This window comes from Mycobacterium sp. (assembly GCF_029961025.1).
GTDB lineage: Bacteria > Actinomycetota > Actinomycetes > Mycobacteriales > Mycobacteriaceae > Mycobacterium.
This window is the reverse complement of the sequence record NZ_JASBVP010000016.1, coordinates 32,180-43,836: the sequence shown is the minus strand read 5'-3', so window position 1 is coordinate 43,836 and position 11,657 is coordinate 32,180. Positions and strand designations below refer to the sequence as shown.

Below are 11,657 nucleotides of genomic sequence, written 5' to 3'. Positions count from 1 at the left end.
CTCCTTCGACGCTGTCGACGCACCATCGCCCGCCCCGTTGCCGGCTGCAGTCCGAGTCTAGCCAGGCCGGCCCGCCGAGCGCGCACGGCGCTCACGCCCGATCGCGGGCCTTACGCTCCCTGCGGCGCCGATGCAGGATCGGCTCGGTGTACCCATTGGGCTGCTGCGCGCCTTCCAAAATCAGGTCTTGAGCGGCCAGAAACGCGATGCTGTCGTCGAAGTGGGGCGCCATCGGCCGGTAGTTGGGATCCTCGGCGTTCTGCCGGTCGACCATCGGGGCCATCCGTTCCAGGCCGGCCCGCACATCCTCGGCGGTGATCACCCCGTGGCGCAGCCAGTTGGCCAGCAATTGGCTGGAGATCCGCAGCGTGGCGCGGTCTTCCATCAACGCGACGTTGTGGATGTCGGGCACCTTCGAACACCCGACGCCCTGGTCGATCCAGCGCACCACGTATCCCAGGATCGACTGGCAGTTGTTGTCGACCTCCTCGCGGATTTCCTCCGGAGCCCAGGCCAGCTCCTTGGCCAGCGGAATGCTCAACAGCTGGTCGATGGCGGGGCGTTGCCGGCCGGCGAGTTGTCGCTGCACCTCGAACACGTCAACCCGGTGGTAGTGCAATGCGTGCAGGGTGGCCGCGGTGGGTGAGGGCACCCACGCGGTGCTGGCACCGGCACGGGGCTGGGCGATCTTCTGCTCCACCATATCGGCCATCAACTCGGTCGCGGTCCACATGCCTTTGCCGATCTGGGCGCGGCCGGTAAACCCGGCCGCCAGCCCGACGTCGACGTTGTTGTCCTCGTAGGCCAGGATCCACGGCTGGGTCTTCATGGCGGCCTTGCGGACCATCGGCCCGGCCTCCATCGAGGTGTGGATCTCGTCGCCGGTGCGGTCCAGGAAACCGGTGTTGATGAACACCACCCGGTCGGCCGCGGCCTTGATGCACGCCTTCAGGTTGACGGTGGTGCGCCGCTCTTCGTCCATCACACCGACCTTGAGGGTGGTCTGCGGCAACCCCAGAACGTCTTCGACCCGGCTGAACAGCTCGGTGGTGAACGCGACCTCCTCGGGGCCGTGCAGCTTCGGTTTGACGATGTAGATGGAGCCGGTGCGGCTGTTGACCAGCGGCCCGTTGACGTCGCTGGCTTTCAGCCCGTGGATGGCGATCAGGCCGGTGAACAACGCGTCCATAAGGCCCTCGAACACCTCGTGGCCGTCCGCGTCCACGATCGCGTCGTTGGTCAGCAAGTGGCCCACGTTGCGAACGAACATCAGGCTGCGCCCGGGCAGGGTGAACGCGCGCCCGTCGGGTGCGGTGTAGCGGCGATCGCCGTTGAGCACGCGGGTGAAGGTCCTGCCGTCCTTGGTGACCTCTGCGGTCAGGTCGCCCCTGTTCAGGCCCAGCCAGTTGCGGTAGCCGTGCACCTTGTCCTCGGCGTCCACGGCGGCCACCGAGTCCTCGAAGTCGATGATCGTGGTGACCGCCGACTCCAGGATCACGTCTTTGATCCCGGCGCGGTCGCTCCCGCCGATCGGCGAGTTCGGGTCGATGAGGATGTCGATGTGCAGGCCGTGGTTGACCAGCAGCACCGACGCCGGCTCCCCGGGCGCACCGGTGTAGCCGGCGAACTGGCCGCCGTCCGCCAGCGTGGTGTGCCGCCCGTCGGCCAAGGTGACGACCAGCCGGCCGGTGTCGACGGCGACACCGGTGGCCTCCGACCAGGAGCCATTGCCCAGCGGAACCGCGTCATCGAGAAACGCGCGCGCGTAGGCGATCACCTTGCCGCCACGCACCGGGTTGTAGCCGGCGCCCTTTTCGGCGCCGTCGCTCTCCGGGATGACATCGGTGCCATAGAGCGCGTCATACAGCGAGCCCCAGCGGGCGTTGGCCGCGTTCAGTGCGAACCGGGCGTTGAGCACCGGCACCACGAGCTGCGGGCCGGCCGTCTTAGCGATCTCGTCATCAACCCCGGACGTGGTGATGGTGAAGTCGTCGGGTTCGGGCAGCAGATAGCCGATCCGGGTGAGGAATTGACGGTAGGCCTCCGGGTCGTGCGGCTCGATGACGTGCTGCCGGTGCCACTTGTCGATTTGGGCTTGCAGCTCGTCGCGGCGGGTCAGCAGCTCCTGGTTTTTGGGGGTGAGGTCGGTGATGACCTTGTCCGCACCCGCCCAGAAGCTGTCCGGGTCGATGTCGGTACCGGGCAAAGCCTCATTGTTGATGAAGTCGTAGAGCACGCGGGCAACGCGCAGGTGTCCCACCGGCACGCGATCGGTCATCACGGTCCTCCTCATCGGCAACTAGCTCAGCGTACCGGCCGACGGCCCGACCACCGCGGGTCGCATCGCGCTACAGCAGGTCACACCGGGTAGCGGCACGGCCGGCGGCGGCCGGACCCGTCCGGTGACCGCTCGCTGGCAACGCAGCATCCCGGCGCATCCGGGGTTGATCGCTGAGATCATACGGGCCGACGCGGACGCGGCGTTCCCCGGCCGCCGGGTTCCGGCCAGCCACCCCGGACACCTCCGATGCCGCGCGTTCCGTGTCCCGCAGCGCCGACCAGCTCACCCACCAGGTCGGCCAGCGCCACCATCGCGACCACACCGCCGTCGGCGGCGGTCACCAGCGCCAGATGGCTCTTGGTGCGCCGTAGCTCAGCGAGGGCCTCGGCCAGCGGCGTCGACTCGCCGAGCAGCGGCAGCGGGCGCACCGCCGCGAGATCGACCACGGCGTGCGAATCGTCGGCGACCGGCAACACGTCCTTGATGTGCACATAGCCGATGAAACCGCGGTTCGCGCCGAGCACCGGAAACCGCGAATACCCGGTCTCGGCCAGCGCCCGCTGGAGCGCCGCGACGGTGGGCCCCGAGCCTTCCGCCGCCGCCGGCACCGCCCGAACGTCGGCCAGCGGCACCGCGACGTCGGCGACCACCCGATTGCGAATCTGCAGCGCCCGGGTGAGCCGGGTGTGTTCCTCGCGATCCAGCAACCCTTCCGACACCGATTCGGCGATCATCTCGCTGAGTTCGACCGTGGAGACGGTGACGTCGAGCTCGTCTTTGGGTGCCACCCGCAGCGCCCGCAGCGTCGCCCGGGTGCACCGGTTGTAGAACTCGATGACCGGGCCCGCCACCCGCAGGTAGGCCAAGTAGGGCGGGATCAACAGCATCGCCGCCCGCTCCGGGCCGGCGATGGCGATGTTCTTCGGCACCATCTCGCCGAGCAGCACGTGCAGCGCCACCACGACGGCCAGCGCCGCCACGAACGACCCCGTCTGCAGCAGCCCATCGGAGACCCCGGCCGCGCGAACGGGCCGCCCCAACAGATCGGCCACCGCGGGCTGGCCGATGCGGCCCAGCAGGATCGAGGACACCGTGATCCCCAGTTGGGCGCCCGCGAACATCAGCGGGAGCCGCTCGCCGGCCCGCAGCACCGTGACAGCGCGGCGGTTGCCGTGTTCGGCCAGCGCTTCCAGCCGGTCGCGGCGCGCCGAGATGAGCGAGAATTCGGCCCCCACGAAAAACGCGTTGGCGGCGATCAGAACGATGGTCAGCAGCACGCGCAGCACATCCGTCACCGGCGCCTCCGGTCGCGCTGGCCCGACCCGCCACCCGGGCGGAGTTCGAGCAGATCGATTCGCCGGCCGTCCATCCGGACCACCGTCGCCAGCCACCGCGCCGGGTGATCCGAACCGCCCTCCGGGTCAAACGCCACCAGTTCCACCGCCTCGCCGACGGTCGGAATGTGGCCCAGCCGCTGCAGCACCAGCCCGCCGATCGTCTCGTATTCACCCTCGGGGGCCCGGTAGCCGGTGGCCGCGGCCACCTCATCGATGCGCAGCAGGCCGGAAACCCGCCAGCCGCCGCCGGCGGCCACCACATGGGGGGTGGCGTCGTCGTGTTCGTCGCGAACGTCGCCGACGATCTCTTCGACCAGATCCTCCATCGTGACCATGCCCGCGGTGCCCCCGTACTCGTCGACCACCAGCGCGGCCTGCAGGTCATTGCCACGGATTTGGGCCATCACCGCGTCGCCGTCCAGCGTCGACGGCACCACCGCGACCGGCCGGGCGATAGCGGTGAGCGGCGTGCGGGCGCGCTCGGCGGGTGCCACCTCGAAAATTTGCTTGACGTGCACGATACCGACCGGGTCATCGAGGTCGCCGGCCACCACCGGGAACCGGGAGAACCCCGTCTGGGCGGCGGCGGCCGCCAGGTCGGCGACGGTGTCGCCGGTTTGCAGGGCCACGACTTTCGACCGGGGCGTCATCAGCTCCTCGGCTGTCAGCGTGCCAAACTGCAGTGACCGGCGCACCAGTGTTGCGGTGGTGGGATCCAGCGTGCCGCTGCGCGCCGAGGTGTGCACCAGTGACAACAGCTCCTGCGCCGAGCGCGCCGACCGCAACTTCTGGGTGGGCTGGATCCCCAGCCGGCGCAGGATCCAGTTCGCCGTCCCGTTCGTCAGCCGAATGGCCGGCGTCATGATCCAGGCGAACGCCAGTTGCAGCGCCACCACGGCGCGGGCGATCGGCAGCGGGCGCGCCACGGCGAGGTTTTTGGGCACCAGCTCGCCGAACACCATGGCCAACGACGTGACGATCGCCAACGCCGCGAACGCGGTGATCCCGTCGGCGAGTCGATCGGGCACCCCGAGCGCATCCATCACCGGGTGCGGCAGGTCGGCAACCACGGGTTCGGTGAGGTAGCCCGTCACCAAGGCGGTGAGGGAAATCCCCAGCTGAGCACCGGACAGCTGGAACGACAACGTGCGGTGTGCGCGCTGCAGGTAACGCCCGCGGCGGTCGCCGCCGCGGGCGCTGGCTTCGACGGTGCTGCGCTCCAGCGCGGTCAGTGAGAACTCGGCGGCGACAAACAGCGCGGTGCCCGCGGTGAGCACCGCGATGGCCAGCAGGCTGAGCAGGGTGGCGGTGAGGTTCATCGGTGGAACAACCTGGGTGACCGCCGGGCCCGGAGGCCCACGGCCTCACCGGGTGCCTGCGGCACGTGATCCCTTTCGCTCGATGCCGCCCAGCGTGCTGCTGCGGCTTGAAGTTCACATGCTAGCGAAGGCCACTCCAGCCACCGTGTCACTCCGGCACGAGCACTCCGGCACGAGCGGGTCACCAGCCGAAGGGCAGCGGATGGCCCTCGGCGAAACCCGCGATGGACTGCACCCCGATCACGGCACGCTCGTGCAATTCCGCCAGTGTCGCCGCGCCGACGTAGGTGCAGGTGCTGCGCACCCCCGAGGTGATGTGGTCGATCAGGTCCTCAACACCGCCGCGGTCGGGGTCCAGACCCATCCGCGACGTCGAAATCCCTTCCTCGAACAACGCTTTGCGAGCGCTGTCGTAGGCGCTGTCGGCGGCGGTGCGGGCGACCACCGCCCGCTTGGACGCCATTCCGTAGCTCTCCTTGTACGGTCGATTGTCCCGGTCACGCATCAGGTCGCCGGGGGATTCGTAGGTGCCGGCGAACCACGAGCCGATCATCACGTTCGACGCCCCGGCCGCCAGCGCCAGCGCGACGTCCCGCGGGTGGCGAATTCCGCCGTCGGCCCACACGTGCGCATCGAGTTCTTTTGCCGCACGGGCACACTCCAGAACAGCGGAGAACTGTGGCCGTCCCACGCCGGTCATCATCCGGGTGGTGCACATGGCCCCCGGTCCGACACCGACCTTGACGATCTTCGCCCCCGCGCCGATGAGGTCTCGGGTGCCTTCGGCGGACACCACGTTGCCCGCGGCCAGTGGCACCCCCAACCGCAGCGAACAGACCGCCCTGATCGCCTCCAGCGCCCTCGCCTGATGGCCGTGCGCGGTGTCGATGACCAGCAGGTCCACCCCGGCCTCGACCAGGTCCTGGGCCTTGGCGGCGACGTCCCCGCTGATGCCCAGCGCCGCGCCGATACGCAACCGTCCCCTGGCGTCGACGGCCGGGGTGTAGATGCCGGCTCGGATCGCCCCGGCGCGGGTCAGCACACCCGCCAGCGTGCCGTCCGCGGTGGTCAGCACCGCAAGGCCGATCGGGGCGTGTTCGAGCAGGTCGAACACCTTGCGCGGATCGGTGCCCACCGGGGCGGTCACGAAGTCGGTGATCGCAACGTCGCGCACCCGGGTGAAGCGGTCCACGCCCATGCAGGACGCCTCGGTCACCAGGCCGATCGGGCGGCCCCCGGAAACCACCACCGCCGCGCCGTGCGCCCGCTTGTGGATCAGCGCGGTCGCGTCGGACACCGAGTCGTCGGGAGCCAGGGTCACCGGGGTGTCGACGACCAGGTCCCGGCTTTTGACGAAATCCACCGTCTGTTTGACCGCGGCGATCGGAAGGTCTTGCGGCAGAATGACGATGCCGCCGCGGCGGGCAACGGTCTCGGCCATGCGCCGCCCGGCTACCGCGGTCATGTTGGCGACCACGACCGGGATGGTGGTCCCGGAGCCGTCGTGGGTCGACAGGTCGACGTCGAACCGTGACGCCACCTCCGAGCGGTTGGGCATGATGAACACGTCGTCGTAGGTCAGGTCGTATCCGGGGCGGTGCCCGTCCAAAAACCGCATCCCGCGCCCCTTACACCGGTATTTCGCTGCGGTCCCCGTTCCACAGCGTGTGAAACGAGCCCGGCTCGTCGATTCGTCGGTAGCTGTGGGCACCGAAGAAGTCGCGCTGGGCTTGGGTGAGCGCGGCGGGCAGCCGCCGGGTGCGCAGCGCGTCGTAATACGACAGCGCCGAAGCGAAACCCGGGATCGGGATACCCAGTTGCGTTGAGGCGCACACCACCCGCCGCCAACTATCGATCGCCGATTGCAGCGCGTCACGGAAATACGGTGCGACGATGAGGCTGGGCAGGTTGGGGTCGGCGTCGAAGGCCGCTTTGATGCGGTCGAGGAACTTCGCGCGGATAATGCAGCCGCCGCGCCAGATGGTCGCCAGGTCGCCCGGTGCGATACCCCAGCCGTATTCGGCGCTGCCGGCCTGGATCTGGTTGAAGCCCTGCGCGTACGCGACGATCTTCGACGCGTACAGGGCCCGGCGGATGTCCTCGGTGAAGGTGTCGGGGTCGCCGGGCCGGGAAGCCAGTCTGCCGGGCGCCAGCCCGACGGCGGCCCGGCGTTGGGCGGTCGATCCCGACAGCGCGCGGGCGAACACCGCCTCGGCGATCCCGGTCACCGGAACGCCCAGGTCGAGCGCCGACTTAACGGTCCAGCGACCGGTGCCTTTCTGCTCGGCCTCATCGAGGATGACGTCGACCAACGGTTTGCCGGTCTTGGCATCGGTCTGCCGCAGCACCTCTGCGGTGATCTGCACCAGATAGCTGTCCAGATCGCCGGTATTCCAGGCGCCGACGACATCGGCGATCTGCGCCGCGGTGAGCCCCAGGCCGTCGCGGAGCAGCTGGTAGGCCTCGCCGATCAGCTGCATATCGGAGTACTCGATGCCGTTGTGCACCATCTTCACGAAATGCCCCGAGCCGTCGGGGCCGATGTGGGTGCAACAGGGCATGCCGTCGACGTGGGCGGAGATCGTTTCCAGCATCGGGCCCAGCGACTTATACGACTCCGCCGACCCGCCGGGCATGATCGACGGCCCGTTCAGCGCGCCCTCCTCCCCGCCGGAGATGCCGGCGCCGACGAAGTGCAGTCCGCGCTGCGCCATCGCCTGCTCGCGGCGGATGGTGTCGGTGTAGAGCGCGTTGCCGCCGTCGACGATGATGTCTCCGGGATCCATGGCCTCCGCCAGCTGGTCGATGACGGCATCGGTGGCCTCGCCGGCCTTGACCATGATCAGCACACGGCGCGGCTTTTCCAGCGCGGCAAGGAATTCGGGGATCGTCTCGGTGCGCACAAAACTGCCCTCGGAGCCGTGGCGGGCCAGCAGCGCATCGGTCTTGGCGACCGACCGGTTGTGCAAGGCCACGGCGTAGCCGTGCCGGGCGAAGTTGCGGGCGATGTTGGCACCCATCACACCCAGGCCGGTGACCCCGATCTGGGCGATGGCCGCGGCGGTGTCCGGTTGCCTCGAACTCATAATCGTCGCCTCGTTATCGTGGGTGGCCTCAACGCCGGTTAGCCGGCGAAGAGCCGATGCAGTTCGATGAGCCACGGGACGGCCAGCGCCACGGTGGGCACCACCAGCACCACCGCCGCTGCCAGGTAGACGGCCGCCGACAACGCCGCGCTGTTGCCGCGGCCCGACAGTCGGCGCACCCGAAGCACGGTAGTGGGGCCGCCCGCGGCCAGTGCGCCCGCGGGCGGCTGCCCGGCAGCGCAGGTCACCAACGCCCGGGCCAGGGGAGTGCGTCCGGCGGCGCGCACCGCGGCATCGTCGGCTAACAGCTCGACCAGCAGCCGCACCGCATCCAGCGCACAGGCGCTGCGGACCAACCGCGGAAACGCGGCGTGCACCGCGGTGAACGCCTCTAAGACCAGGTCATGACGAGCGCGCAGGTGTGCGCGCTCGTGGCTGAGGATGGCGGCGACTTCGTCGTCGGCGAGGCTGTGCAACGCCCCTTCGCTGACCACAACCCGGCTGCGTACCCCCGGCAGGCAGTAGGCGAGTGGTTGCGCCACATCCAAAACCCGCACATCGCGGGTGCGGCTGCTGCGGGTTCGGGTGCTTAAGGCGGGCGCGGCGCCGACCAGGTCGACAATCCTGCGGTGATGGGCCCGCCGCCGCCGGGTGACGACGGCAACCCGAAGAACTGCGACCGCCAATCGCACGCCGATGAGCACGGTGACCGCGAAAACCCCGACATATAGCGCCCACAGCTGCCAGCCCAGCTCGGCGATATCGCCGATGACGCCGGCGGTGGGCCGGCCGTCGGCACCCGGCATCAGCAACCTGCTGGCGATCGCGATGCCGGCGCTGAACGCCGACAGCACTGCGGCCAGCGCGATGGCCTGCCACAACACCACCGTGGCCCGCGGGGCGCGCAACGGCCACGCCGCTCGGGCCAGCACCGCCGGCACCGGGCCGGCCAACAACACCGCGAGGACGGTGAAAGCCAGCGCGGACACGCTGTCAGTCTCCCTCGATCTCCAAACTCGACGCGGTGCGGGATTTCCGCTGACCGGATTCCAATTCGGCCAGCGCGCGCCGCAGTGCCGCCGCTTCATCGGCGCCGACCCGCTCCACGAAGTGCACCAACGCAGCTTGCCTGCTGCCGGAGTCCGCCGCCTGATCCAGCGCGTCGACCATCAGCCCGGCGACCAGTTCATCGCGGCTGTGCACCGGCGCGTAACGATGAGCCCGGTCGTGGCGGATCTGGGACACCAGGTTTTTCTTCGCCAGCCGTTGCAGCACCGTCATCACGGTCGTGTAGGCCAGATCGCGTCGCGCCGACAACGCATCGTGGACCTGGCGCACGGTTTGCGGCTCCGACGCAGACCACAGGTGATCCATCACCGCACGTTCCAGATCCCCCAACCGCGTCAGCTTGGGCATCTCAGCTCGGGCATTCTGCTTCCCTCCCGATCGATGAAACCAGCCTACCGGTTACTACCACCGGTCGTATCGGCGGCCTTCGCGACCCGGCATCCGGCCCGCCGGCCCGACCGGGATCGGCGTTGGGGCCGACCCGCCGGCGGTGCCCCCGCCCCAAGGTGTAGACACATGGGCGTGCCATCGTCGTTTACCCCGGTCGGGCCCGCGGATTTCACCTCGCCCTTCGACCGGGAACTGGGGCTGGTGTTCACCGAGATCGGTCCCGACACCACCCGGGCGCAGTTGGAGGTGACTCCCAAACTGCTGCAGCCGATGGGCATCGTGCACGGCGGGGTCTACTGTTCGATGATCGAGAGCCTGGCCAGCACCGCTGCCTACGCCTGGCTGGCAACTCGCGGCGGCGGCAGCGTCGTCGGCGTCAACAACAACACCGACTTTCTGCGGGCAATCAGCTCGGGCACGGTGTACGGTACCGCCACACCGCTGCACCGGGGGCGCCGTCAGCAACTGTGGCTCGTGATCGTCACCGACGCCGCCGAGCGGGTGGTGGCCCGCGGTCAGGTGAGGCTGCAGAACCTGGACCGGGAGCCCGCCGGCGGCTGAGCTAACCTTCCTGCGGCCGCTGCCCCGGATGGGCGGTTCCGTGACCGGGAAGCCGGTTTCGGGAAGCCGGTGAGCCGGCCGTTTTCGCCGTCGCTTCGCCGCGGTGCTCCTCGGCGGCCAACACGGCCAGCTGTTCGAGCCGGGTGCGGGCGAAGGCCTGCTGCTCGGTGATGGTCAGCTGGCTGCGCCGGTTGCTCAGGAAGGTCACCGTCCAGGACAGCAGCGTGGTGAGCTGATTCTTGAAGCCGACCAGATACGCCAGGTGCAGCACCAGCCAGGCCAACCAGGCGAGCAAGCCGCTAAACTCCAGCGGACCGATCTTGGCGACCGCGGAGAACCGCGACACCGTGGCCATCGACCCCTTGTCGAAGTATTGGAACGGCTCCCGCTGCGCCGCATCGGCGCCCGCGAGTTCGGCTTTGATCGTGTTAGCGGCGTACTTGCCGCCCTGAATGGCTCCCTGCGCCACGCCCGGGACCCCCTCGACGGCGGCCATGTCACCGACGACGAACACGTTGGGGTGGCCCGGAAGGGTCAAGTCGGGCAGCACCTTGACCCGCCCGGCCCGGTCCAGTTCGGCTCCGGACTGCTCGGCGAGGTCACGACCGAGCGGGCTGGCCAACACGCCGGCCGACCACACCTTGCACACCGAATCGATGCGCCGAAGGCTGCCGTCGGCCTCCGTGACGGTGACGCCGTTGCGGTCCACATCGGTGACCATCGCGCCGAGTTGGATCTCCACGCCCAGCTTTTTCAGCCGCGCCGCCGCCTTGCGGCCGAGCTTGTCTCCCATCGACGGCAGCACCGCGGGCGCGGCGTCGAGCAGGATCACCCGCGCCTTGGTCGGATCGATGTGCCGGAAAGCCCCCTTGAGGGTGTGACGAGCCAGCTCGGCAATCTGCCCGGCCATTTCCACCCCGGTAGGCCCGGCGCCGATCACCGTGAATGTCAGCAGCTTTTCGCGGCGCTGCGGGTCGCGGGACCGCTCCGCCTGCTCGAACGCGCTCAGAATACGCCCGCGCAGTTCAAGGGCGTCGTCGATCGATTTCATACCGGGAGCGAACTCGGCGAAGTGGTCGTTGCCGAAGTAGGACTGACCGGCACCGGCGGCGACGATCAGGCTGTCATAGGGGGTGTCGTAACTGTGGCCCAGCAAATCCGAGACAACAATCTTTCGGTTGAGGTCGATCCGGGTGACGTCGCCCAGCAGCACCTGGACGTTGCGCTGTCTGCGCAACACCACCCGGGTCGGCGGGGCGATTTCGCCTTCGGAGATGATGCCCGTCGCCACCTGGTACAGCAGCGGCTGGAACAGGTGATGGGTGGTGCGCGCGATCAGCTTGATGTCGACGTCGGCCCGTTTAAGCGTCTTCGCCGCGTTCAGCCCGCCAAATCCGGAGCCGATGATGACGACTTGGTGCCGACGGTTGACGGTGGCGTCGGGACGGGCACTCATGTGGGTGCACTCCTGGGCGGGCGGAAGCCCCTCGGCGGCGACTGCACTCCCCGGTATAGCCTAGTCACCTGACGACCCGCGGCCCGTCACCGAAGCTGGCTCCAATGCCCGCCGATAATTCCCGCCGATTCGCCCCGGCGTTCCGATACGACCGACGAC

General features: G+C 69.0%; 9 protein-coding genes. 1 reads left to right on the top strand and 8 read right to left on the bottom strand.

Going from position 1 to position 11,657, the window contains the following annotated elements; all coding sequences use genetic code 11:
- Window positions 1-91: 91 nt before the first annotated feature.
- From QJR12_RS16385 to QJR12_RS16355, 7 genes are all read right to left on the bottom strand, one after another.
- Window positions 92-2,278 (bottom strand): malate synthase G, encoded by a 2,187-nt coding sequence (locus QJR12_RS16385; protein WP_300584359.1) that lies wholly within the window; start codon window positions 2,276-2,278, stop codon window positions 92-94.
- 179 nt (window positions 2,279-2,457) lie between these two features.
- Window positions 2,458-3,576, bottom strand: coding sequence for a hemolysin family protein (locus tag QJR12_RS16380; protein WP_300584357.1), 1,119 nt, complete (start codon window positions 3,574-3,576; stop codon window positions 2,458-2,460).
- Window positions 3,573-4,937, bottom strand: a complete 1,365-nt coding sequence (locus QJR12_RS16375) for a hemolysin family protein (protein ID WP_300584354.1) — start codon at window positions 4,935-4,937, stop codon at window positions 3,573-3,575. Before QJR12_RS16375 ends, QJR12_RS16380 begins: the two co-directional genes overlap by 4 nt.
- 181 nt (window positions 4,938-5,118) lie before the next feature.
- Window positions 5,119-6,555, bottom strand: a complete 1,437-nt coding sequence (locus QJR12_RS16370) for a GuaB1 family IMP dehydrogenase-related protein (RefSeq protein ID WP_300584352.1) — start codon at window positions 6,553-6,555, stop codon at window positions 5,119-5,121.
- Between the two features lie 10 nt (window positions 6,556-6,565).
- Entirely contained in the window at window positions 6,566-8,023 is a 1,458-nt protein-coding gene (gndA, locus tag QJR12_RS16365) for an NADP-dependent phosphogluconate dehydrogenase (RefSeq protein WP_300584350.1), read from the bottom strand.
- Window positions 8,024-8,061: 38 nt separating this feature from the next.
- Window positions 8,062-9,012, bottom strand: coding sequence for a M56 family metallopeptidase (locus QJR12_RS16360; protein WP_300584347.1), 951 nt, complete (start codon window positions 9,010-9,012; stop codon window positions 8,062-8,064).
- A 4-nt stretch (window positions 9,013-9,016) separates the two neighbouring features.
- Window positions 9,017-9,439, bottom strand: coding sequence for a BlaI/MecI/CopY family transcriptional regulator (locus tag QJR12_RS16355; protein WP_300584344.1), 423 nt, complete (start codon window positions 9,437-9,439; stop codon window positions 9,017-9,019).
- 168 nt (window positions 9,440-9,607) lie between these two features.
- Here QJR12_RS16355 and QJR12_RS16350 point away from each other — a divergent pair, with 168 nt between their 5' ends.
- On the top strand, window positions 9,608-10,042 hold the full coding sequence (locus QJR12_RS16350) for a PaaI family thioesterase (protein WP_300584342.1): 435 nt from the start codon (window positions 9,608-9,610) through the stop codon (window positions 10,040-10,042).
- Window position 10,043: 1 nt separating this feature from the next.
- Here the strand turns inward: QJR12_RS16350 and QJR12_RS16345 are convergent, their stop codons facing one another.
- The gene (locus tag QJR12_RS16345) at window positions 10,044-11,498 is read right to left on the bottom strand and encodes an NAD(P)/FAD-dependent oxidoreductase (RefSeq protein ID WP_300584340.1); all 1,455 of its coding nucleotides are present in this window, start codon (window positions 11,496-11,498) and stop codon (window positions 10,044-10,046) included.
- Window positions 11,499-11,657 lie beyond the last annotated feature (159 nt).

Bases quoted from the DNA above. Each gene is read 5' to 3' on its own strand.
- QJR12_RS16385 (WP_300584359.1), bottom strand. From the start codon at position 2,278: ATGACCGATCGCGTGCCGGTGGGACACCTGCGCGTTGCCCGCGTGCTC.
- QJR12_RS16375 (WP_300584354.1), bottom strand. From the start codon at position 4,937: ATGAACCTCACCGCCACCCTGCTCAGCCTGCTGGCCATCGCGGTGCTC.
- QJR12_RS16370 (WP_300584352.1), bottom strand. From the start codon at position 6,555: ATGCGGTTTTTGGACGGGCACCGCCCCGGATACGACCTGACCTACGAC.
- gndA (WP_300584350.1), bottom strand. From the start codon at position 8,023: ATGAGTTCGAGGCAACCGGACACCGCCGCGGCCATCGCCCAGATCGGG.
- QJR12_RS16355 (WP_300584344.1), bottom strand. From the start codon at position 9,439: ATGCCCAAGCTGACGCGGTTGGGGGATCTGGAACGTGCGGTGATGGAT.
- QJR12_RS16350 (WP_300584342.1), top strand. From the start codon at position 9,608: ATGGGCGTGCCATCGTCGTTTACCCCGGTCGGGCCCGCGGATTTCACC.
- QJR12_RS16345 (WP_300584340.1), bottom strand. From the start codon at position 11,498: ATGAGTGCCCGTCCCGACGCCACCGTCAACCGTCGGCACCAAGTCGTC.